Annotated in this window: 23 protein-coding genes; 13 read left to right on the top strand and 10 right to left on the bottom strand. The window is 46.1% G+C overall.

The features are described from left to right. The first annotated feature begins 102 nt into the window (after positions 1–102). The 5 genes from OC23_RS15275 to OC23_RS15255 all read left to right on the top strand — a co-directional run bounded on the left by OC23_RS15275 (position 103) and on the right by OC23_RS15255 (position 4,514). Positions 103–519 carry a hypothetical protein gene (locus OC23_RS15275; protein ID WP_038345767.1) on the top strand — a complete coding sequence of 139 codons (417 nt, stop codon included), beginning with the start codon at positions 103–105 and terminating at the stop codon, positions 517–519. Then, complete coding sequence (locus tag OC23_RS15270; protein WP_038345766.1) at positions 516–1,424, top strand: matrixin family metalloprotease; 909 nt, start codon at positions 516–518, stop codon at positions 1,422–1,424. Before OC23_RS15275 ends, OC23_RS15270 begins: the two co-directional genes overlap by 4 nt. 390 nt (positions 1,425–1,814) lie before the next feature. Then, a complete protein-coding gene (locus OC23_RS15265) occupies positions 1,815–2,726 on the top strand; it encodes a matrixin family metalloprotease (RefSeq protein ID WP_038345765.1) in 912 nt (303 codons plus the stop codon). Positions 2,727–3,106: 380 nt separating this feature from the next. Then, entirely contained in the window at positions 3,107–4,015 is a 909-nt protein-coding gene (locus OC23_RS15260) for a matrixin family metalloprotease (protein ID WP_038345764.1), read from the top strand. A gap of 127 nt (positions 4,016–4,142) precedes the next feature. After that, positions 4,143–4,514: a hypothetical protein gene (locus tag OC23_RS15255; protein WP_038345762.1), complete on the top strand. Its 372-nt coding sequence runs from the start codon at positions 4,143–4,145 to the stop codon at positions 4,512–4,514. Positions 4,515–4,558: 44 nt separating this feature from the next. Here OC23_RS15255 and OC23_RS15250 read toward each other — a convergent pair whose 3' ends face one another. The 4 genes from OC23_RS15250 to OC23_RS15235 form a co-directional block, all read right to left on the bottom strand. Further along, the gene (locus tag OC23_RS15250; protein ID WP_038345761.1) at positions 4,559–5,854 is read right to left on the bottom strand and encodes a lytic murein transglycosylase; all 1,296 of its coding nucleotides are present in this window, start codon (positions 5,852–5,854) and stop codon (positions 4,559–4,561) included. Positions 5,855–6,450: 596 nt separating this feature from the next. Next, a complete protein-coding gene (locus OC23_RS15245) occupies positions 6,451–7,572 on the bottom strand; it encodes a 5-(carboxyamino)imidazole ribonucleotide synthase (protein WP_038345759.1) in 1,122 nt (373 codons plus the stop codon). An 11-nt stretch (positions 7,573–7,583) separates the two neighbouring features. Next, on the bottom strand, positions 7,584–8,099 hold the full coding sequence (gene purE, locus OC23_RS15240; protein WP_038345756.1) for a 5-(carboxyamino)imidazole ribonucleotide mutase: 516 nt from the start codon (positions 8,097–8,099) through the stop codon (positions 7,584–7,586). A 441-nt stretch (positions 8,100–8,540) separates the two neighbouring features. After that, a complete protein-coding gene (locus tag OC23_RS15235; protein WP_038345780.1) occupies positions 8,541–8,891 on the bottom strand; it encodes a DMT family protein in 351 nt (116 codons plus the stop codon). Between the two features lie 221 nt (positions 8,892–9,112). Between OC23_RS15235 and mpl the strand changes: the two genes are divergently transcribed. Beyond that, a complete protein-coding gene (gene mpl / locus OC23_RS15230) occupies positions 9,113–10,474 on the top strand; it encodes a UDP-N-acetylmuramate:L-alanyl-gamma-D-glutamyl-meso-diaminopimelate ligase (RefSeq protein WP_038345755.1) in 1,362 nt (453 codons plus the stop codon). A 249-nt stretch (positions 10,475–10,723) separates the two neighbouring features. On the opposite strand, the gene OC23_RS15225 is transcribed toward mpl, so the two are convergent. The 4 genes from OC23_RS15225 to OC23_RS15210 are packed head-to-tail and all read right to left on the bottom strand — an operon-like array spanning position 10,724 to position 14,550. After that, complete coding sequence (locus OC23_RS15225; RefSeq protein WP_038345754.1) at positions 10,724–11,467, bottom strand: SDR family oxidoreductase; 744 nt, start codon at positions 11,465–11,467, stop codon at positions 10,724–10,726. A 19-nt stretch (positions 11,468–11,486) separates the two neighbouring features. Then, positions 11,487–12,185, bottom strand: a complete 699-nt coding sequence (locus OC23_RS15220; RefSeq protein WP_038345753.1) for a histidine phosphatase family protein — start codon at positions 12,183–12,185, stop codon at positions 11,487–11,489. Next, on the bottom strand, positions 12,182–13,303 hold the full coding sequence (locus OC23_RS15215; protein ID WP_038345751.1) for a phosphotransferase family protein: 1,122 nt from the start codon (positions 13,301–13,303) through the stop codon (positions 12,182–12,184). The genes OC23_RS15220 and OC23_RS15215 overlap by 4 nt, the downstream gene beginning before the upstream one ends. Next, on the bottom strand, positions 13,300–14,550 hold the full coding sequence (locus OC23_RS15210; RefSeq protein WP_038345779.1) for an acyl-CoA dehydrogenase family protein: 1,251 nt from the start codon (positions 14,548–14,550) through the stop codon (positions 13,300–13,302). The genes OC23_RS15215 and OC23_RS15210 overlap by 4 nt, the downstream gene beginning before the upstream one ends. 104 nt (positions 14,551–14,654) lie before the next feature. Here OC23_RS15210 and OC23_RS15205 point away from each other — a divergent pair, with 104 nt between their 5' ends. The 4 genes from OC23_RS15205 to OC23_RS15190 all read left to right on the top strand — a co-directional run bounded on the left by OC23_RS15205 (position 14,655) and on the right by OC23_RS15190 (position 18,788). Further along, positions 14,655–15,569 (top strand): LysR family transcriptional regulator, encoded by a 915-nt coding sequence (locus tag OC23_RS15205; protein WP_038345750.1) that lies wholly within the window; start codon positions 14,655–14,657, stop codon positions 15,567–15,569. Positions 15,570–15,866: 297 nt separating this feature from the next. Then, positions 15,867–16,820 carry a TerC family protein gene (locus tag OC23_RS15200; RefSeq protein ID WP_038345748.1) on the top strand — a complete coding sequence of 318 codons (954 nt, stop codon included), beginning with the start codon at positions 15,867–15,869 and terminating at the stop codon, positions 16,818–16,820. 401 nt (positions 16,821–17,221) lie between these two features. After that, on the top strand, positions 17,222–17,608 hold the full coding sequence (locus OC23_RS15195; protein ID WP_038345747.1) for a hypothetical protein: 387 nt from the start codon (positions 17,222–17,224) through the stop codon (positions 17,606–17,608). A 19-nt stretch (positions 17,609–17,627) separates the two neighbouring features. Then, the gene (locus OC23_RS15190) at positions 17,628–18,788 is read left to right on the top strand and encodes a glutathionylspermidine synthase family protein (RefSeq protein WP_038345746.1); all 1,161 of its coding nucleotides are present in this window, start codon (positions 17,628–17,630) and stop codon (positions 18,786–18,788) included. A 115-nt stretch (positions 18,789–18,903) separates the two neighbouring features. On the opposite strand, the gene OC23_RS15185 is transcribed toward OC23_RS15190, so the two are convergent. Next, positions 18,904–19,380: a hypothetical protein gene (locus OC23_RS15185; protein ID WP_038345744.1), complete on the bottom strand. Its 477-nt coding sequence runs from the start codon at positions 19,378–19,380 to the stop codon at positions 18,904–18,906. A gap of 177 nt (positions 19,381–19,557) precedes the next feature. Between OC23_RS15185 and guaD the strand changes: the two genes are divergently transcribed. From guaD to OC23_RS15170, 3 genes are all read left to right on the top strand, one after another. Beyond that, positions 19,558–20,874, top strand: a complete 1,317-nt coding sequence (guaD, locus tag OC23_RS15180) for a guanine deaminase (RefSeq protein ID WP_038345743.1) — start codon at positions 19,558–19,560, stop codon at positions 20,872–20,874. Between the two features lie 224 nt (positions 20,875–21,098). Continuing rightward, complete coding sequence (hpt, locus tag OC23_RS15175) at positions 21,099–21,626, top strand: hypoxanthine phosphoribosyltransferase (protein WP_038345741.1); 528 nt, start codon at positions 21,099–21,101, stop codon at positions 21,624–21,626. 227 nt (positions 21,627–21,853) lie between these two features. After that, entirely contained in the window at positions 21,854–22,105 is a 252-nt protein-coding gene (locus OC23_RS15170; RefSeq protein WP_038345740.1) for a GlsB/YeaQ/YmgE family stress response membrane protein, read from the top strand. A gap of 62 nt (positions 22,106–22,167) precedes the next feature. On the opposite strand, the gene OC23_RS15165 is transcribed toward OC23_RS15170, so the two are convergent. Continuing rightward, positions 22,168–22,866: a DsbC family protein gene (locus tag OC23_RS15165; protein ID WP_038345738.1), complete on the bottom strand. Its 699-nt coding sequence runs from the start codon at positions 22,864–22,866 to the stop codon at positions 22,168–22,170. Between the last annotated feature and the right edge of the window lie 225 nt (positions 22,867–23,091).

Here is a 23,091-nt window from a genome sequence, read left to right as displayed (position 1 = left end):
TTAATGCAAAGCAGCCTTTTGCCACCCTGCAACAAGTGAATAAGAAACCAAACTGTTTTTATGTATAATTCAGACAATTAAAATAGTCTTTGATCGCTAAAAATGAAAAATGATCCTGTCCTTAGTAAAACCAGATTTAGATTATTATTGAGTGCTTCACTGCTTTGTGTTTGTTTGGGCTCAATCCTGGATGCCTATGATGAACGCTCTATTGCCGTCGCTGAATTACTGGCAACCGAACCACAGATCTGGGAGATGCTCGTTTTTGGCCTGGCAGCAATTATTGCATTGATCATGCTGGCCGGGTTATTTCTGTTCAAACCCTGGGCAAGAACTTTATATCTGTATAGCTATTTCGCATTTTTACTGCTTTATCTGTTACCTACATTTTCCTGGACCTTTATGTCCGGACTGGGTGCCATTCTTTATGAAACTGGCAATACTTTTGCCACCCTGATCTGGGGTATTCTGTTACTTCCTAACCTGTATCAACCTTTATTTCCAACGAATAATGAATGAAGAATGCGCTGATCATTACGTTGGCAGTATTTCTGTTATGGTCGGGTTATCAGACCTACCGGCATCCTCAGCTTAAATTTAACGCCCTGACTGACCGTATCAGCCACCCCTTTGATACACGGCTGCGCTACCGGATTGCTGAGGTTGATCCACGTTTCAAGCTTAGTCTTGAACAGGTAAAAACCATCACTGAACAGGCCGCGCAAATCTGGACAGCGGGTACCGGGCAGGACTATTTTGTTTACGACCCGCAGGCCCGGCTGGCGATACACCTGATATATGATGAACGCCAGATCGAGAGTGAACAACGTCGGGAACATTTAAACCAACTCGAATCAAACCAGCAACGCTGGCTTGAGAAAAAGCAGTCGCTGGCACAGGTTGAACAGCAGATTCTTCAACAGCGACAATTGCTAAGCTTAAAACAGCAACAACTGAATCTGCAAATCCAGCACTATCAGCAAGAACAGCAACAGGCCCAGCAAGCCGCTGCACCATTGGCAAATGCTGTTGATTTGCAGCAACAACAGCAGGCTTTGCAGCAGCGTATCACCTCATTTAAACAGGAAATTGAGCAGTACAACCAAAAGATTCAGCAACTCAATCAGCAGGTGGATGAGCTAAATGTACTTGACCAGCAGCTGAATACATCTGTCGACCAGTACAAGCAACGTTTTAAACCACATTTATTCCATAAAGGCGTATTTAATGGCAAACAGATCATGATCTATGAGTTTGAATCGGAAGATGACCTACGACTCACATTGGCTCATGAGCTGGGCCACGCCTTAGGACTTTCCCATGCCGATGATCCTCAAGCACTCATGTATCCGGTTATGAAAGCGCAAAAGAAGGCCCACTTTCGTTTAACTGAGGCAGATCGCTACCTTTTACAAACCCGTTAATATCAGAAACCGGCCGTGATTAAATGAGAAAACGCTCACATAGCGGTATAAATATTGCCCGACATTAAATGTCACAAAGCAGCAATTTTTTATAAAAAATTCAAAAAAATTACCCGTTTATCTAAATATTACAAAAGTTAACAATTAGGCTTTTTCCGGCTGCCTAGCGCGTAGTTTTGAGCAAAATAAATTTAGTTCTTTGATTCAGCTGATGTTGTGCCGAAAAAACAGCTGATTTTGGCATTTTAAGATTATGCAAATCATTCGATTCATTTCTTGATTTATTAGAAAAAAATCACACTTTTTTACTTTATTTATTCAATAGATAGCATTTTGACCTGAATCAAATCCTGCTCAAAAATAAAGCTTATTTAGGGGGGAGTCCGGCTTATGCGTATTGTGAATATAACCATGCTTGCAGTGTATTTCTGTATGCTCTCCCCTCACCTCAGCCATGCCCAGACCCATATCATCCCGGTTACTCCGCATCAGCATCAAACCGTCAAAAAAACCCTGCATTATCGTATTGCGGATATTGATCCACGCTTTCACCTCACGCAGCAACAGGTACTTGAACTGACGCAGCAAGCGGCTAAAATCTGGGAACATGAAACAGGCCAGCAAAATTTTATTTATGATCCGGATGCCGAATTTAGTATCCAGCTGATATTTGATGAACGGCAACAGCGCAGTAGCAATCGTATGCAGAGCCTGCAACAACTGCAACAAGACCAGCAACACTGGCATGAACAGAATCAGCAGCTACAGCAGATCAAGGCTGATATTGAGCAAAGCTCAGCCTTGATTGCGCGTAAACAAGCTCAATTGAACTTACAATTCCAGCAATATCATCAGGAGGTACAGCACTTTAACCAGCAACGCTCTTCTTCCAAAGTTCTGGCGGATCAACTGGTGCAACGACAGGTAGCCTTGCAGCAGCAATCTCTGACCTTACAGCAGGAAATACAGCAACATAATGAAAGAGCCAGACTGCTAAATCAGGACATACAGGCTTTAAATCAGCGCCATCAGCAGCTCTCCACCTCGGCCAGCCAGTTTAATCAGATGTTTCAGCCACGCCTGTTTCATAAAGGTCATTTTAATGGCAAACAAATCACCATTTATGAGTTTTCTTCTGCCCATGACTTACGCCTAACCCTGGCCCACGAGTTTGGCCATGCGCTCGGGCTTGCCCATACCGATGACCCCACCTCGCTCATGTATCCGATTATTCAACAGCAGAATCTGCAGAAATTTGCCTTAACCGATTCTGACAAAGATCTGGTGAAAGCCATGTATTAATTCTCGGTCTGCATATTCCGATTTTAATCCTGACCAGAACCCGAGTCTATTTTTTCAACAGTTGATTTTTGTTTTTTATGTGAAATATAAAATATTTTTCTTCTCACCATTTTCACCTTTCAGCCAAGATCTGACGTACTAAAATTTAATCTCCTTATCACCGAATAAAAAATAAACAGTTGTTCTGATGCTATTTTTTATGAATTTTAATTACAAATTTGTCCTATTTTGCCTGATTTTCCTGACTTTTTTCTACAACTGTATTTTTATTCATTTTCTATAAATTTTTTTTGTGCCGATAAAGCCTGCTTGTGTTTATCAATTTGACTCGGTGTTCGAATTGATTAAAATGCGACCTTTTTCAAGCTTTATCTCCCTGTATGCGTCATTTTTTCCTGTTATGGGCTGCATGCCTTGGCATGCTGGTCCCTGCGTCAGCTTTTGCTCAACTTTCCTCACATACTCCCCAGACCCAGATTCGCTATAGTAACGAGCATCCTTTACGTTACCGGATTGCCGATCTGGACCCGCGGCTCAAGATCAGCCAGCAGCAAATGATTGAATTAAGCCAGCAGGCGGCTGCCATCTGGGCAAAAGATACCGGACAACATTATTTTGTCTATGATCCAGAAGCGAAGTTTGCAATTCATCTGGTCTTCGATCAGCGGCAAGTCCGCAGCATGAAACGTTCAGAACATCTGAACCAGCTTGAACAGGAGCAACAGAACTGGTTAGAACAAAACCAGCAATTACAGCAGCTAAAAGAAAATATCGTGCGCTCTGCAACCCAGCTGGAATTACAAAAGATTGAATATCAACATAATAATCAAAAATATCAGCAGTCCCTGCAAAAGCTGAAAGCCTCAGCCCAAAATCAAAAGCAAGTTGCCCAACTGGCACAACAACAGCAATCCCTGCAACAGCAAGCGAGCGATTTACAGCACAAAGTTACTGCCCATCAACAACTGATTCAACAATACAGTGCACAAACAGAGAAATCGAAACAGCTCTACCAGCAATTGAGTGAATCTGTGGCTACGTTTAACCAGACCTTTAAGCCGCAAGTCCTGCATAAAGGCCAGTTTGATGGTCAACAGATTTTTATTTACGAGTTTTCATCAATAGACGACCTGCGCCTTACACTGGCACATGAGTTTGGTCATGCACTCGGCTTAAAACATACCCAGAACCCCAAGTCCTTAATGTATCCACGCATCAAGGAACAGGATGCCCGAGATTTTCAGTTGACCGATACTGACCTGGAATTGTTGGGTTTTTCGCGTGAATAATCCTCCAGATAAAGCAGGCTGCGTTTATGGATAACGGCCGGCCCATTAACAAGAAAGGGTCGATTCTTTTGATTTATTCATGTTATTGTGAAGTGAAAACATCCTATTTATCTTAACGGAGATCGGCATGAGTTATTATCATATCTTAATTGAAGTGAACGACCACATCAGTACGATTGAGCAGACTCGTGATATTGAATTCTTTAATATTGAAGATATTAGCCCGTTTCTCCATTCTATCCTGATTCCGTATTTCAACGAGCAGGAAGTTGAGCTTGAAGATGAAAATGTCGCTTATGACGAAATTTTACATCTGGAAGTCAAACAGACCTTATTACCTATCGAACATTTAATTGAAGAAGAACAAAAGCAGCTGCCGAGTGATACCGATGTCACCATTACCGCCTATGAGATATTTAATGACCGTGACCTAAGTCAGGATGTTACTGCAGTGATTCTTGATATTCTGGAAGCGGTTAAACTCGACCCTGCCCCTTAATATAAAAAAGGTCTGCACAAGGCAGACCTTTTTGAATGAATCATTTATTGCATCATTTGTTTGGCTTGTTCCTGACGGAAGGCACGTAAAATCAGCTGGCCCGCACGTCCGGTTGGATTTAAACCTAAACGTGTCTGTTCCTGACGAATGGCTTGACGGCTTTTATCACCAATCAGCCCATCTACGCTGCCAATATCATAGCCACGCTGTACCAAAAACTGCTGGATTTCACGACGTTCTGCACGTGACGTGCCCGGATCATCGGTTGGCCATGCCGTCAGGAATGGCGTACCACCACGTAAACGATCCGATAAATGGGCAATCGCTAAACCATAGCTTTCAGCCGCGTTATAGCTATAAATCGCATCAAAGTTCTTAAATACCAGGAAGACCGGACCATTGGCACCCGCCGGTGCAATCAGTCCTGCCGGGGTACTGCCAGATAAATTGCCCTGAATCAACGCGGTACCATCGGCCCGGGTCACACCCAGGGCAATCCAGCTATTTAATGGCTTTTTATTACGGCGGCTTTCACCGGCAATCGACATGCCTTGCGGGATTTTCACTTCAAATCCCCATGGCATGCCAGTCTGCCACCCTGCCCGTTTTAAGAAGTTTGCTGTTGAGGCCAAGGCATCGCTCGTACTTGAGACCAGATCACGGCGGCCATCCCCATCAAAATCGACCGCCAGACGTTCATAAGTCGAAGGCATAAACTGGGTATGACCAAAAGCACCCGCCCATGAACCATAAAGCTGATCTTGAGTTAAATCACCACGCTGTAAAATACGCATGGTGGCAAAGAACTCTCCACGGAAATAGCTTTGACGGCGACCTTCACAACTTAGGGTTCCCAGCGCCTGCAACAAAGGATATTTACCGGAAATATCGCCATAATTACTTTCCACGCCCCATACAGCGACCACCGTTTCGGCCGGCACGCCATAGGCCTGCTCAACACGTTTCAATACGGCACGATGCTGATTAAGTTTTTGCTGCCCGGCCTGAACGCGCTCGTTATCCACAAGGCCAGACAAATAATCCCAGATTGGTGTCGAAAATTCAGGCTGATAATTTAATTTATCAATCACGGAATAATCTGGCGTCAAATTTTGGGTATAACGGTCATAGGTTGAACCGGAAACACCAGAAGCAATTGCCTGAGAACGCAAATTGGCAATACAGCCCTGAAAATTGGTATTGGGGGTATAATTACTGACAACAGGCGTTTTAGTTGCCGGTGAAGATACGGCTGCACCATTAATCACCAGTTCGGCATGCGCCTGACTCAAAAAAGTAAATAAGGCAGTGCCCAGAAAAAAAGAAAAATGACGTTTCATGACTGAACCAAAACTTTTGAATTTAAATTTCCTCTCCACCTTAACACGCTCTATCAAGATGTATAGTTTGGAAACGTAACTTTGAATTCATTTCCTTGGTTTTAAATTTAAAACCTTGCTTTTAAATTCATAATTCAGGCTTTATTTTAAATTTAAAAGTTACCCACAAGACTTATTTAAATTCAAAAATACAATATCAAACGCAACCGGTTTTAAATTCAAAAAACTTATCCACTTTTAAATTCATTTTAGCAAATAAAACAGAGCCAGCCTCTGGCAGAAATGCCATAGCAGTGTATAAACCCTGCTTTTTATATCGTTATTCTGGTCAAAAAGTTATCCACAGGCGCATTATTTAAATTTAAAACCCAACCCCACCTAATTTTTAACTTTAAAAACAGGAGTTGTTTTTGAATTTAAATCGCAATCAGACTTATCCACCATTATTTAAATTCAAATCATCACAGTTATTTTAAATTCAAACCAGCAAAGATAAGTTATCCACAGCACTACGGTTTTATTATTTTAAATTTAAAAGCTGTGCAAAATGAAAAAAGCGATCCGAAGATCGCTTTTTTGAACTATTGTGGATAAGTTTAAAGGGTCATATCTGCAGATAAAGCCAATGGCACCGGTAAAATTTGCGCCAGTTGACGGCATAAAGCAGTTAAATCATCTGAATGATTCGGCATCAAGGTAATATGTCCCAGCTTACGGCCAGCACGTTCAGACTTATTATAGAGATGTAAATGTGCGCCGTTCAGAGCCAAAACATCTTCAGATTTTGGATGCTGGCCAATAATATTGATCATCACCGTTGGACGAACCACTTCGGTTGAGCCCAAAGGTAAACCGGCAACTGCACGGATATGGTTCTCAAATTGCGAGCAAATTGCACCTTCAATCGTCCAGTGACCTGAATTATGAACACGACATGCCATTTCATTGGCATACAGGCCTTGTTCCGTCACAAACAGTTCCAGCGTCAGCACACCCACATAATTTAAGTGGTTCAATAGACGGGTAATATAATCTTGTGCCACGGGCTGTAAATCTGCACTCTCTGGCGCAGGCACAATTGAGTGAGACAAGATGCCGTTATGATGATGGTTTTCTGCCAAGGCCCAGGTTTTCACATCACCGTTTTGTCCACGCACTGCGATAATCGAGACTTCACGGCTGAATTTAACAAAGCTTTCAGCGATCAGGCTTTTGGCAGGGCCTAGTTCCGCCCAAGCGGTGTCAATCTGATCTTCAGTACGTAATACGAACTGACCTTTACCATCATAGCCACCGGTCACGGTTTTTAACACGATCGGTAAGCCCAGATCAGCAACCGCCTGTTTTAGGCTTTCCAGGCTATCCACAGCGCGATACGGCGCAACCGGAATGTTGAGCTCATCAAACAAACCTTTTTCAGCCAAGCGATTTTGTGCCGTCGCTAACGCAAGGCGAGGCGGGTGCAGGGTTTTGCTCTGGGTTAAAACATCTACATCTGCAACAGGGGTATTTTCAAATTCAAGGCTAAATACATCCGCGCTGGCAATGAAATCTTGCAAGCCTTGCGGAGTATAGCTAGAAAAGACAGGACCTAAAATTGCAGCAGGGCAATCCGTTTCTGCCTCAAAGAAGGTGCATTGAATATTCAGTGGCAATGCCGCTTGCGCCATCATACGTCCAAGCTGTCCGCCACCAAAGATACCGATGGTTTTATGCATGACCAGCTCCGTTATACCTGACCAGGAATGTTATTGCCTGATACTTTTTCTGTTTGGGCAGTACGGAAATCCGCTACATTTTTTGCGATCTCCGGACGGGTCAGGCCAAGGATTTGTGCCGCCATAATCGCTGCATTGGTTGCACCTGCCGGACCAATCGCCAAAGTACCGACCGCAATACCTGCCGGCATCTGGACAATCGAAAGCAATGAATCAACACCATTTAATATCGAGGATTTTACCGGCACACCCAATACAGGTAAATCGGTTTTGGCCGCACACATCCCCGGTAAATGGGCTGCGCCGCCAGCGCCTGCAATAATGACCTGAATACCGCGGTCACGTGCAGTTTCTGCATATTCAAATAAACGGTCTGGGGTACGATGGGCAGAAACAACTTCCGCTTCAAATGGGACACCAAGCTGTTTAAGCATATTGGCAGTATGTTCGAGAGTTGCCCAATCTGATTGAGAACCCATGATAATTCCAACAAGTGGTTGAGCGTCTTGTGCTGCGGCCGCATTCATTGCTAATGTTCCAGAGACAAAAATTAAAAGAGATAAATCTCGACGAGAGCCAAGCTTTAGAGGATTCAGAACCTGTTTATTATAGACTGATTTTTCAACTCACGAAAATTTAACTGAATGATTGAACCAGTATTTTGAAGAAAATCGGCAGCAATCCATACAGAGCTGCCTGTCAAAACAGCAGATTTCCACAATAATCAGGTTATAAATATTAACAAACATCCGCAGGCAAGTGTTTACAGGCAGTTGTCAGGACAAGTTTTTTGTCACCGGTTCCTGCATACCGATACAAGCGAAACGGTCAGGATGATGGGCTATTCAGTCCATCCCCAAAAGACCGGTAGGCGATACCGGATAACCCAATCGCGTGTCTATTGCGATAATGCTTTTGCCTGTAAAAATCTATCGGCCTGCGATCAGAAGTTTGGCTGGATTTAAAATTTACTGATTCCGGAATACAAAATAGACACAGCCCATCAGACACAACATGGCCCAGATATAGTCCAGCTTGAAAGGCTGTTTAAAGACAAAAATCATAAAGGGCACAAACACCAGTAAGGTCACCACTTCCTGGGTAATCTTCATTTCGCCCAGACTCCAGCCATACTGGTTGAGCAGCTTGGTGGCAGGGATCATGAAACTGTATTCCAGCAATGCAATACACCAGCTAAACAGGATCGCTTGCCATAGTGGCGCGTCATGCAGGATTTTCAGATGCCCATACCAAGCCAAAGTCATAAAGCAGTTGGAGATCACCAACAAACATAACGCTAAAAGGGTCGGGCTTAACATCATATGCTTTTATCCAGATCAAGAGGGCAGGGCAGGCAAGACAGGCGTGTAAGACCGTGAAATTCTAGCATTCATCGGCATAATTAGAACTAAACAACAACAACGAATTTTGACTATCTTTTCCATGCAAGCCTTGCTATCGTTGCGTTTGATTTTTATTGATAACGACAATCATACATCCGATATCAGTGCTGTATGAAGAGCAGTGGAGAAGGCGAGTTATGCATCTGCATATTTTGGGTATTTGTGGCACATTTATGGGGTCTTTGGCTCTATTAGCACGAGATCTAGGACATAAAGTCACAGGTTCAGATGCCAATGTTTATCCGCCCATGTCAACCCAACTCGAAAATGCGGGTATTGAACTGATGCAGGGCTATGACCGTAGCCACCTGCAACCGCATCCTGATCTGGTGATTGTCGGCAATGCCATGAAACGTGGCATTGATGCCATTGAATATATGCTGAATGAAGGCCTTCCTTACATTTCTGGCCCGCAATTTCTGGCAGACCACGTATTGCAAGGCAAACATGTTCTCGGGGTAGCTGGTACTCACGGTAAAACCACCACCACCACCATGCTGGCCTGGGTACTGGATCAGGCGGGCTTGAATCCAGGCTTTTTGATCGGCGGCGTACCGCTGGGCTTTAGTGAAAGCGCACGTTTAGGGGGCGGTCAATATTTCTGTGTCGAAGCAGACGAATATGACTCAGCCTTCTTCGACAAGCGTTCCAAGTTTGTTCACTATCACCCTAAAACCGCGATTTTAAACAATCTTGAATTTGACCATGCCGATATTTTTGATGACCTGGCTGCGATTCAAAAACAGTTCCATCATTTAGTGCGTACCATTCCAAGCGAAGGTCGTATTATTGCGCCGATTACCGAGACCAATATTGATGAAGTCTTAGAGCAGGGCTGCTGGACACCTGTGGTACGTACCAGTCTTGAGCCAAATGCACAGGCCGCGTTATCTGCCGAATTGATCAGTGCAGATGGCAGCCACTTTAAAGTGCTTGAACAGGGCAACGTGGTCGGTGAAGTGAAATGGAACATGACCGGGCAACATAGCGTTGCCAATGCCTTGGCGACCATTGCCGCAGCACAGCATGTCGGAGTCAGCCTTGAACAGGCCTGTGAAGCACTCTCTAACTTCGGTGGGGTAAAACGCCGTATGGAGCTGTTAGGTACAGTGCGTGGCATTGAAGTGTATGATGACTTTGCCCATCACCCGACTGCCATTGAAACCACGCTGGACGGCGCACGTAAACGCTTGGGTGAACGCAAGCTATGGGCGATCATTGAACCACGTTCAAATACCATGCGTATGGGCAGCCATAAAGATGGTCTGGCACATTCAGCACGTTTGGCCGATGAAGTGATCTGGTATCAACCGGAAGGTCTGGACTGGGATTTGCAACCTGTGATTGCAGCGTCACCCAACAAGGCCGAAGTCAGCCGCTCGCTCGATGACATCATTGCCCGTGTGGTCAATGAAGCAGGTGAGGGCGATGCGGTGGTGATCATGTCCAATGGCGGTTTTGGTGGTTTACACCAAAAGTTGATTGCCGCGTTGTCGTAACCTAATCCATAGCGCACTTTCATCATCTAATCTTGTCACAGTATTCACTATCGTGACAGGCGGCATGGATGCCGCCAGTTGAGCAGGGGTAACATGGATGTACCCTCTGCTCAACAAAGGATTTTTGTTACTTTTCATCCCTGAAAAGTAAGGAAACGCCTATTCCCAAACAACTCGACTATTCAGCCTATATGAGGCTGTGAAAATATTGCCAAATAAACATATGTGTCCATGTATTTTAAATCGCCATTAACTCAGCTTATTCACCCATTTTAACGGCAAAATCTTCATTGCTATGCCCATCGGCAACCATGGCCACTGCGGCACATACGCCTTCACAGGCTCTTTCTCAATAGCTTTCACCAAAGCCTGGCTTCCTGTCTTCTCATCCACTTCAAACGGCAGTTTCTTGGCGCCTTCATTCAATTCAGTACGAATATAACCCGGGAAAATCGTTGACACTTTAATCGGTGTACCCAGCAATTCCGCACGGATGCCCTCTGCCAGATGCGCCACCGCTGCTTTGCTGGCCGCATAGGTCGATAAATGCTTCGGTAAACCCCGCATGGCACTCATGGAGGAAATCACCACCAGATGACCTTGGTTTTGTGCTCGAAAAATTTCTACTGCCGCTTCGCATTGCGCCAGCGCAGAAATAAAGTTGGTCTCCGCCGTGGCACGGTTTATATCAAAATGCCCTTTGCCAATACGGCGGCCATCGCCCACACCGGCATTGACAATAATGCGGTCAATACGGCCAAATGCTTGCTGAAAGGCCTTAAACACCGTAAATACATCATCGTAATGGGTCACATCCAGAGTCTTGATCTTGACCTGAACATGATACCGGCTTTGCAACTCCTGCTGCAGGGCTTCCAGACGCTCTAAACGTCGTGCACAAAGCGCCAGATTGTAGCCTTTGGCGGCAAATTCACGCGCCATCCCTGCGCCCAAACCCGAACTTGCACCTGTAATTAAAATTGTCTTTGCCATCTCTTCCACCTATTCTTGTTTAAATCCATGTAAGAAGTTCTGCATCATGTGCCTTGAGGTAATGATGTTCATTAAAACTCAGTAGTTGCAAACGTCCATCCACCCAACGCAGCGTGCTGATACTGGCATTGGCAATCGACCAGTTCAGCGCAAAGATCTGTTTGGCATCTAGGCCCAGTACCTGACCCACCGCCACTGAAATAACCCCGCCAGAGCTAAATACCACCGCCTGACGCTGCCGGGTCGCATCCAGCTGCCGGCACAGGTCATGCATAGCGCTTTCCACACGGCTTTGAAAACCTAACCAGGTCTCATGATATTCATGGTCATATTGCTCCCCGATCCAGCGTTCAATCGCGCCATCAAAGATTTTCGCCAGATAGGCGCGAGGGTTGGCAACTTGTGCGACATCCTGTTTCAGTAATTCGGGCTGATTAAAGCGGGGTTCGTATTGTGCAAAGACATGCTGATGATCAAACTCATTCCAGCCAGATTCAGTCTGGATCGGTACCTCTGCAAAACCTTGCGCTAACGCGAGTTGTGCGGTTTGTTGATGGCGCTGCATGGAGCCAGCCAGCACCAGTGGAGCAGTTTTCAGCATCTTGCCGAGAAACTGACCCGCTGCCTGTGCCTGTTGCTCACCTTTGGCAGAGAGCAGGTCATAACTGGCTGCTCCAAACGAGGCCTGCCCATGTCGTACCAGATAGATTGTGCTCATGCGGTTAAAATTTCCTTCAGTTTTGCGCCATATTCGGGAATCAGTTGCCGGGCTTGTGTATTGTCCTGTGCAATCAGTTTTAGCGCGCGAATATGCAGGGCATGAATCAGGATCCAGAAATCTTTAAAGGCCGGATTATCGGTTTGCTGATGGTAATAACGGTAATAGATTTGCTGCGCGATTACGGCCAGACGAAACAGGCCGAACACTTCATAAAAGGCCCAGTTGTCAGGCTTCAATCCGGTTTGTTCCAGATAATATTCGACCACTTGCTGACGTGTCAGCATGCCTTTCAGATTGGTCGGCTGACGGCGACTGGATTTCATCAAGGCATCGTCATCGTCCTGAATCCAGTAGGCGAGGGCACTGCCCAAATCCATGAATGGATCACCCAGGGTCGCCATTTCCCAGTCCAGTACCCCGATCACCCGGGTCGGTTGCTGTGGATCTAAAATGACATTATCAAACCGCCAGTCATTATGAATTACACAGGTTCTGGAATCGGCCGGAATATGCTGTTGCAACCATTCCCGCACAAAGGCGAAATCCGGAACATTCGGTGTCAAAGCCTTACTGTAACGCGCATCCCAGCCTTCGACCTGACGGCGGCAATAGCCTTCACCTTTGCCCAGTTTTTCCAGCGCTGTACCTTGATAAGGCACTTGATGCAGTTCAATCAATTTATCCAGCACATTCAGGCACAGTTGCTGGACTTGCTGTTCATCCAGCGATAATTCTTTGGGTAAATTGGCACGTGGAATAATACCTTCAATCCGCTTCATCACGTAGAAATCACAACCGATCACACTGTCATCCTGACACAGCGCGATCATTTCAGGCAGCACCGGATAGAAGGGTGCGAGGTATTGCTGCACATGGTATTCACGTGCCATATCATGCGCTGATTTGGCCTTGGTCCCTTTCGGTGGACGACGTAAGATCAGATCGGCATTGTCATACTCTAAACGGTAAGTCCAGTTCGACGCACCACCCGAATACTGGGTGACTTTTGCCTGCCCCTGCAAACTCACTCCCTGATTTTTTAACCATGTTTCAACTGCTGCAATATCCAGTTCTTCACCGTGACGAACCTGACCGCCCACATCAATTACTGTCATTTGCTTTTATCCTTATTTTGACGACCATAACCACGTTTTTTTAGCTCCAGTTTGGCAATCATGCCTTTATGGACTTCATCTGGCCCATCGGCCAAACGTAAACTTCGCGCCTGAGTAAAGAAAGCGGTCAGCGGCGTATCTCGGGAAACGCCTTCACCGCCGTGGATCTGGATCGCCATATCCACCACATTTTGCAAGACCGTTGGCGCGACCACTTTAATGGCTGAAATTTCGGTCAAAGCTGCCATATTGCCCTGTGTATCCATCTTATAAGCGGCATACAAGGTCAATAAGCGCGCCTGATCGATCTGCACACGCGCATCTGCAACGCGCTCCAAATTGCCACCCAGTTTAAGCAGTTCCTGACCAAATGCCTTGCGTGACATGCCCCGGTCGATCATCAGCTCCAGTGCTTTTTCTGCTGCGCCAATACAACGCATACAATGATGAATCCGCCCCGGTCCTAAACGGCCCTGCGCAATTTCAAAGCCTTGGCCAGCGCCGCCAATAAAGTTGCTGACTGGCACGCGCACATTGTCGAAGCTGACCTGACCATGCCCATGCGGTGCATCGTAATCGCCAAACACCGGCAGCATGCGTTCAATTTTCACCCCCGGTGTATTGACCGGTACCAGCACCATGGAATGCTGGTGATGGCGGTCTTTATCGGGGTCAGGCGTATAGGCCATAAAAATAATGATTCTGGCATTGGGATCACCTAAACCGGATGACCACCATTTACGTCCATTCAGAACAATCTCATCGCCATCGACCACCGCAGTTGCCTGCATGTTGGTGGCATCACTGGAGGCCACTGCCGGTTCGGTCATGCAGAATACCGAACGGATCTCGCCATTGAGCAGGGGCTGTAACCATTGCTGTTTTTGTGCATCGCTGCCATAACGCCACAGCACTTCCATATTGCCACTATCGGGTGCATTACAGTTAAATACCGTCGGTGCAAGCAGGCTACGTCCTGTCAGCTCGGCAATATGCGCATATTCCTGAACCGACAGACCTGCACCGAGCTCGGCATCTGGCAAGAACATGTTCCATAAACCCGCCGCTTTGGCCTTGTCTTTGAGGTGTTGTAATTGTTCAGGCCATTGCCATTTGCTCCAGTCACCATCGACATTAAGACGATGTACCTCATCCCAGAACGCTTTTTCGACCGGCTCGATTTCCTGCTGGATAAACGCTTGCGTGCGTGCAATAAAGTCCTGTGCACGTGCAGATAATGCAAACATCATTTTTTCCCTCAATCTAAATGTGGCGAAAGTGGTTTCGCTGCTTTACATCACCATAAGCCAAAATTTATTATGAATGAAATGATTTTATTTTATTCAAAACTATGAACCAGATTCATAATCATACCCCGCTGGAAGTGGGACATTTTCATCGGATCGATATTAATTTATATCCGCTTTTTATTGCGATTTTTGAACAGAAGAGCATTTCTAAAGCCGCCCAGTTGCTCTGTATCAGCCAGTCTGCCGTCAGCCATGCCTTACAACGTTTACGCACCCAGCTTGGCGATGAACTGTTTGTGCGCAGCGGTCAAAAAATGCGTCCCACTCCTTATGCCGAGCAAATCTATCAGCCCATCCAGCATGCCTTATTGACGATTCAGGCGATTGCCGTCCCCCAGCAGGAATTTAAGCCAGAGATGCTGCAAAGCTTAAAGATTGCCATTCATGACGAAATTGAACCGATCATTTTCCCGCAACTGGTGCATCACTTTGCACAACTGAATCTGGATATCCAGTTCCTGAGCTCCAAGCTGGACCGTAAAAACATGCTGGCGGATCTTTCTGCGCAACAGATCGATTTTGTCATTGATCTGGTGCAACCCTATCAGGCCAGCTTACAGTTTGAAAATCTGATTGAAGACCATTTTGTGGTATGTAGCCAGCAGGCAGAGATGGATTTGCCGCTGTATCTGTCCTCACCGCATATCGGGGTGTCTTCACGGCGTACCGGAATCCTGCTGGAGGATATTTACCTCAACCAGCAACAGCTGTCCCGGCAAATTTTCCTGCGCTGCCAGCATTATGCCACAGCCTTACAGGTGCTGAACCATTATCCCGACGCCATCCTGACCATTCCGCAAAGTATCCTGAAACATTTACACTACGACCGAACCTTGCATATTCATCCCTTGCCAATCGAGCTGCCTAAAATCAATATGGGCATGTACTGGCATGACAACCTGAGACATCATCCACGTCATCAATTCTTACGCACCGAAATCCTGAAAATTTTTTAGCTCAGGAATGTTGATGCATATTTGCACATTGCCTAAAAGTATGTAATTCTATGACCATCTTTGGATGTCATTATCCATACAGAATACGTTGACAAGGGGAGTAGCCTCCTCCAGACCTGAGTGCAAAATGCCTTGGGTGTCAGAGCTTCGTCATTACACTTTGCAAAAAGTCGGACTCTGAGCATCACGATCCATCGTGGTGTAGGCAAGACCTTGATCATGTTGAATCAGATGTATTAATTCATCTGGCAACTGGTCAAGGTTTTTTTATGTCCATTTGCCAGATCGGGAGTTGTAATGGACACTATCGGTAATTTATGGCTTTATGTGGCATTTTTCGGTCTGGTTGCCGTCATGCTGCTGGTCGATTTTTTAGGCTTTAAGCAAAAACAAAATCAGGATGTGCCGATCAGGCAGGCAGCTTACTGGAGTATTGCCTGGGTCAGTGTTGCGGTGATTTTTGGTGGCGGATTATGGTTTTATCTGCAACAAACCGCAGGGGTGGGCATTGCCAACCAGAAAACCATGGAGTATTTCGCAGGTTATCTGCTGGAAAAATCGCTGGCAATCGATAACGTGTTTGTCTGGCTGATGATTTTCGCGGCTTTTGCAATTCCACCCGCTTATCAGCGTAAAATCCTGCTTTACGGCGTACTTGGCGCCATCGTGCTCAGAACCATTTTTATCTTTATCGGGGCGTGGTTTGTGCAGGAGTTTTCATGGGTGCTGTATCTCTTTGGCGCCTTCCTGGTCTATACCGGCTTTAAATTCCTGAAAGGACAGGATGAAGAAGACACCCATATTGAAGATATCAGGTTACTGAAATGGTTACGCAAACACATGCGCATCACGCCGCAGCTTGAAGGCAACAACTTCTTCGTTCGCCAAAACGGTGTGTTATGGGCAACCCCTTTATTTCTAGTTCTGATTTTGGTTGAAGCCTCTGATGTGATCTTCGCGGTAGATTCCATTCCTGCCATTTTCGCCGTGACCAGTGACCCGTTCATTGTTTTAACTGCCAACTTAATGGCGATTTTGGGTTTACGTGCGATGTTCTTCCTGCTGGCAGGCGCAGCGTCGAAAATGCATTACCTGCCGTATGGTCTGGGCATCATCTTATTGTTCATTGGTGCCAAAATGTTATTGCTCGATGTGTTCCACATGCCTGTCTGGATCTCGTTAGGCTTTATCGTTCTGGTCTTGAGCATCACTGCTTATCTGTCGTTACGCCACAATAAAGCTCAGGCATAATCCTGTATCCGGACTAACAAACAGGGGCTTGCACCAAGGCCCTGTTGCTTTGAAGCAGGGCGATAATTTGTTCTCAAGTGACAAACTGCCTAGTCCCTCCCTGGCATTGCCCTGTGCCGAGAGTCTGCCTGCGTTAAGCAGCAAGCACGATACCATGCCGGCCACCTTGGCTTCTCACCCAAAGCGCAGGAGAGGGTCAGGCAAGAGGCCGGTATGCTATATCGGCATGGAGGTCTTATCGGTCTCATCTGTGATGATATTCAGATTTTATCCGGCCGAATTACGCTGTACTTTAAAAGCACAGATCAATATCATATGTCGACTTTCTTTAACAGATCATAATAAAACAAGGCTGCTCAGTGCATCATGCTGATCATGCCCATTAAAATGAGTGGGGTTCCATGCGTTCCAAAAAAATTAACCTTGTCGTCATCCCCTTGTTACTGACGGCATGTAGCCATAATGACGGCCCTTTGGTACAAGACGTCTACAACAATCAATATGACTGTGCAACAGACTGGAATACGGAAACCTGTGAAGAAGAAAACAATTCAGGCTATGGCGGTTCCAGTAGTTCAACCCACGCTTACGGCTACAGTACCGGGCGTTACCTCGGGCCGCAATATTATCAAAACAATCGTGAGGTCTCGTTCCATGGCAATCGCTTGCGGCCAAATAGCAACCTCAGTATCGGGCGACCTTCCGTTTCAACCACGGCAAAGACCTATTCGGCCTCATCTCCTGTCCGTGGCGGCTTTGGGCGCAGCGGTTTTTCCTTTGGCGGTTAACGGGTAACTGATCTCCAAGATGAAAAGAAAAATCTTTGCACCACGTACAGACTGGCACATTGAACACCAGAAGATCGGTTTTGATTATTTTAACTTGCCCTCACTGGATGGCTCAATTTACTGGTCTGAAGGCGTGGCCTACGAATTTAGCCTGAAGCAGATTGAACAGCTTGAAGATGCAGCCAATGAATTACATCAAATGTGTTTATCGGTGGCAGGAGATCTGATCCAGCGGGGAAATTATCCGGACTATTTCCAGATACCGCCTGCCGCTATCGCCCAGATCGAACAGTCCTGGCAACAAAATGCTCCCATGCTCTATGGCCGCTTTGATTTTGCGTATGATGGTCGCAATATCAAAATGCTGGAATACAATGCCGATACCCCGACCGGTTTACTTGAAGCCTCTGTTGCGCAATGGTTATGGATCGAACAGGTTTCCGGCATTCCCAACCGGGACCAGTTTAACAGCATCCATGAAGACCTGATTAAACGCTGGAAAACCATTCTGCCACGTGGCAGCCATGTGCACTTTGCGGCCTGTCAGGAAGCCGGGCGGGAAGACTGGGGCAATCTGGAATATTTAATGGATACCGCCTTTCAGGCTCATTTACAGGTTTCCGAGCTGTCCATGGAAAATATCGGCTGGGACGGGCAGGGCTTTGTCGACCTGAATCATCATCCCATCCAGACCCTATTCAAGCTCTACCCCTGGGAATGGATATGGGAAGAGTCTTTTGCACAATATCTGGGTGCCCGCACACAGTGGATTGAGCCCTGCTGGAAAATGTTACTTTCCAACAAGGCCCTGCTGGTCGAGCTATGGAAACACTATCCTCATCATCCGCTTTTGCTTGAAACCCATCCTTTTGAACCTCACCACAACTCTGCCGGCAAATGGGTAAAAAAACCAGTTCTGGCAAGGGAAGGGGCCAATATCCGGGTACTACAGGACGGTCAGGACCTGGGGGCGGCCTCGGGCAGTTTTTATTTTGAAGACTATGACAAATCCGGTTATGTGGTACAAAAATGGGTAGACACGCCCTTATTTGCAGGCCAGCTTCCGACACTCGGGCTATGGATGGTCGGCCATCAATGTGCCGGAATGTCGATCAGAGAAGATTGCTATGACATCATTGGCAATGATGCACATTTTGCCGCGCACTATTTTGTCGAATAGACCGTTCGCGTGTATAGGCCGGCAAGAGCAGTGATCCATGACAGATCATCCGCATCACAGCAGCCTGATGGGCTTGAGCAGGCAGCTGTTGTGCCAGCTGCCTTTATCCATGCTGCTATTTGACCGTATGTGTGGCCACACGTTTCATGTAGCTGACCAGCCGGGTAAAAAACAGCCCTTGCAGAAAAATCGTAAATGCTGAAACACACCATTCATACCATTGCTCAAACGCGGTATGGGCCAGGCCAAAATATTGATAAATCGCCAGCAACACCACCCCGAATAGAATACCGGCAACTGTGGTCTGCATCAGAATCGGAAAAGACAGTGCAGTGATGCGGTTCAGAAAATGGCTGCCCTGATCGCCGCCGTTGGCCTGATAGGTTCTTTGAATCCCCACCAGCATGATCAGGAGGGTGATGGCCGCTTCAACCCCGATTACCCGCACATCATAATACGGTGAAAACATTCCATAATAGTACACGGCACTGACCAGCAAGGCCGCAGCAAGATAATAGTTTTTATAATGGCGTTTACTTAAACGGTCTTCTGCCAGGGCATGAGCCAAGGCTTTGGTATTCCAGTAATACATCGCTGTTTTTCTCAAGAAATCTCTTTATTGCTGTCAATTTACGCATTTCCAGTCAAAAGTAAAGTGAATTGATTCAATCCATTACTTACATTTTCATACGTTTTAAAGGCTTAAATCAGGCGAATATCAGGTTAAATCAGGTACAATCAACCGAAAAAAGTAAAATTGTAGGTTGTTATGACTTTGGCTACTCCTATCACGGTTATCCGTGGTCGCTTCTTGGATATTCAAAACACCGTTTCTCAAGCCAGTGAAATTGCCGATCAGGTCCGTTATCTCGAAGACGGCGTAATGATCACCGAACAAGGCAAAATCCGCTGGTTTGGCACATGGCACGATGCACAAGCCCATCTTCCTGCAAACATTGAAATTCAGCATTATCCGGATCACCTGATCATTCCGGGGATGATTGACACCCATATCCATTTTCCACAAACCGAAATGGTCGGTGCCTACGGCGAACAGCTGTTAAGCTGGCTCAATACCTATACCTTTCCGACCGAAACCCAGTTTAAAGACAAGGCCTATGCCCAAGAGATTGCCCGTTTCTTTGTCAATGAACTGCTTAAAAATGGTACCACTACTGCTCTGGTGTTCTGTACCGTACACCCTGAATCGGTTGATGCATTATTTGAAGCCGCAGCACAGCACCAGATGCGTTTAATCGCCGGTAAGGTCATGATGGACCGTCATGCCCCAGAAGCGCTGTGCGATACCGCAGAGCGCGGCTATGAGGATTCCAAGGCCCTCATTGAAAAGTGGCATGGACAGGGCCGTGCTTTATACGCGATCACACCACGTTTTGCCCCGACCTCGACCCCTGCACAACTGGAAAAAGCCGGCCAGCTCAAGGCAGAATTTCCGGATGTCTATGTACATACCCACCTAAGCGAAAACAAGGATGAAATCGCCTGGGTGAAAGACCTGTTCCCAGAGCAGGACGGTTATCTGGATGTGTATCACCATTATGGCTTGACTGGTCAACGTTCTGTTTTTGCCCATTGCGTCCATCTGCAAGATGCAGAATGGAAATGCATGCATGAAACCGATTCTGCCATTGCCTTCTGTCCAACCTCTAACCTGTTCTTGGGCAGTGGTTTATTCCCGTTAAAAAAGACCTGGCAACAGCAAGTAAAAGTGGGCTTAGGTACGGATGTCGGGGCAGGGACCTCTTTTAGCCTGTTGCAAACCGTAAATGAAGCTTACAAGGTACAGCAGTTACAGGGCGATAAACTGTCTGCCTTTGAATCGCTGTATCATGCCACCCTGGGCGGTGCCAAAGCGCTGGATCTGCAAGATAAGCTCGGTAACTTCAATATCGGTAAAGAAGCCGACCTGGTGGTATTGAATCTCCAGCCAACCGCCTTACAGCAATTGCGTCAGTCACGCTCCAAATCGGTTGAAGACAGCCTGTTTGCCTTGTTCACCATGGGCGATGACCGAAATATTGAGGCCACGTATATCTATGGACAAAAAGCCTATAGCCAAAACTAAATTTTTTAATAAACAAAAACTTGGGTTGATGATTATGGCAATCGGATGTGCAGTTCTGCTGAAACGCGACAGCTCGTCTGCTCAAAATGAAACACATTCTTCTCCATCAAAAGGTGCATGAAAAGTGATTTTGTTTTAAAATTGCCAGATTAGCTCAAGATTTCGAGGTGTTGCAGGTCAACACCTTTTTTATTTTCCCGTTTTTAAGTTTTAGGAATCTACCGATGACCATTGCAATGCGCATTATGATTTCAAGCGAAGAGATTCAAGCCAAAGTCAAAGAGCTTGGCGACAAAATCAATGCACACTATGCTCAAAGTGATAAAGAACTGGTACTGATTGGCCTATTGCGTGGCTCGGTTATTTTTATGGCTGATTTATGCCGTGCCATCGACAAGCCCCACGAGCTCGATTTTATGACCGTTTCGAGTTATGGCGGTGGCACCGTTTCATCTCGCGATGTCAAAATTTTAAAAGACCTGGATGGCGAGATTCATGGCAAGGATGTACTGGTGGTAGAAGACATCATTGATTCTGGAAATACCCTGAGCAAAGTGGTTGAGATGCTGAAAACCCGTAATCCAAACTCGATTGAATTATGTACCCTGGTCAGCAAGCCCTCACGCCGTGAGATTCCTTTAGACGTCAAATTTCTGGGCTTTGAAGTCGAAGACCGCTTTATTGTCGGTTATGGTCTCGATTTTGATCAAAAATATCGTCACTTGCCGTTTATTGGCGAAATCGGTCTTTAATCTGCCCATAGCAGCGACAGCCTAGCAGACCTTTACCGTCTCACCGGAGCTTCAGGATAAAACAGGCAGCTGTTTTATTCTGGCTCAGGGGCAACGGACGGCTGTAATCAAATCCAAGCAAAGCCCGCACAAAAATACGACATAACTCAGCAATCCACTACAGACAAAGCAAGCCCTGATCAAGCAGGATATTGATAAATATCACTGTGAAAACAAGGAGAAAGACAATGTGGTCTCTAATTGTAGCAATTGTAGTCGGTTTTTTTGCTGGTTTAATCGCGCGTGCTATCCATCCTGGTGAAGATAAGGCCGGTTTTATTGTTACCACACTGTTGGGTATCGCCGGTTCATTACTGGCCACCTATGGTGGCCGTTTACTCGGCCTGTATGGTGAAAATTCGGCAGCGGGCTTTATTGCCTCGGTCATTGGTGCGATTATTATCCTGTTTATCTACAATCTGGTCACCAAGAAAAGCTAGAAGCAGGGTCAACAACACCTGGCCAGTCCATTCGCACATGAACTGGCCATTTTTATGTCTGTTTAAAGCCCCAGTTCTTTCCAGATCACCTGGATTTCTTCAGCCGTTCTGGCACCCGTCATTTTAAAGCCATTACCAAAAATCAGGGTCGGGGTGCCATCTACACCCAATTTGCGGCCAAGCTGCAGATTCCGTTCAATCGGATTCGCACAGGATTTTTCTTGAGGCTGGACATGTTTTTGTAACAGGTTTTTCCATGCATAGGCCGGATTGGCATCACACCAGACAGATTTAGATACCGCAACTGACTGGGCTTTTAACGGATAGATAAAGGTATAAAGGGTCACATCATTGAGCTTGTCCAGCTCTGCTTCCAGCTTTTTGCAGTAGGGACAGTTTGGATCGGAGAATACTGCCAGCTCACGTTTACCATTCCCTTTAACCGTTTTAATGGCATCTTTGAAAGGGAGCTGTTTCCAGTCCACCGTGTTTTGCTGAATCACCAGATCCTTGGTTAGGTTTTTCTGGTCTTTTAAGCGCACCATGGAGCCGACAAACATGTGCTGGGCACTTTCATCCAGATAAATGATCTGGTTATCCAGGCTGGCACTATATAATCCTTTCATGGCAGTCGGCTGGATATTGGTGACCTGAATATTGGGATATTGCTGACTTAAATTGCTTTTTAAGGTCTCTACACTGGCAAAACTCATCGCAGAGACGCAACTGAACAATGTAAACATCCCAATTTTTTTTAACATGACAACCACTCGGTATAAACATCAGCGGCTATTGTAATAAGGAATGCCTGCACAGGCATGCGAACTTACGCAGTCACAACCAAATCTCTACCAATACACGCGATGTTTCACGTGGAACATCTCGGTTCAGCACAACACGCTTAAGGTGGCGCATTTGCTGATCCATTTTAGTTAGAAAATGACAATTTTTTTCACCTTGGCCAGATATATCAGGCCGATGTTAAA

It is taken from the genome of Acinetobacter sp. A47, assembly GCF_000805455.1.
GTDB lineage: Bacteria > Pseudomonadota > Gammaproteobacteria > Pseudomonadales > Moraxellaceae > Acinetobacter.
This window is presented reverse-complemented; position numbering and strand designations above follow the sequence as displayed.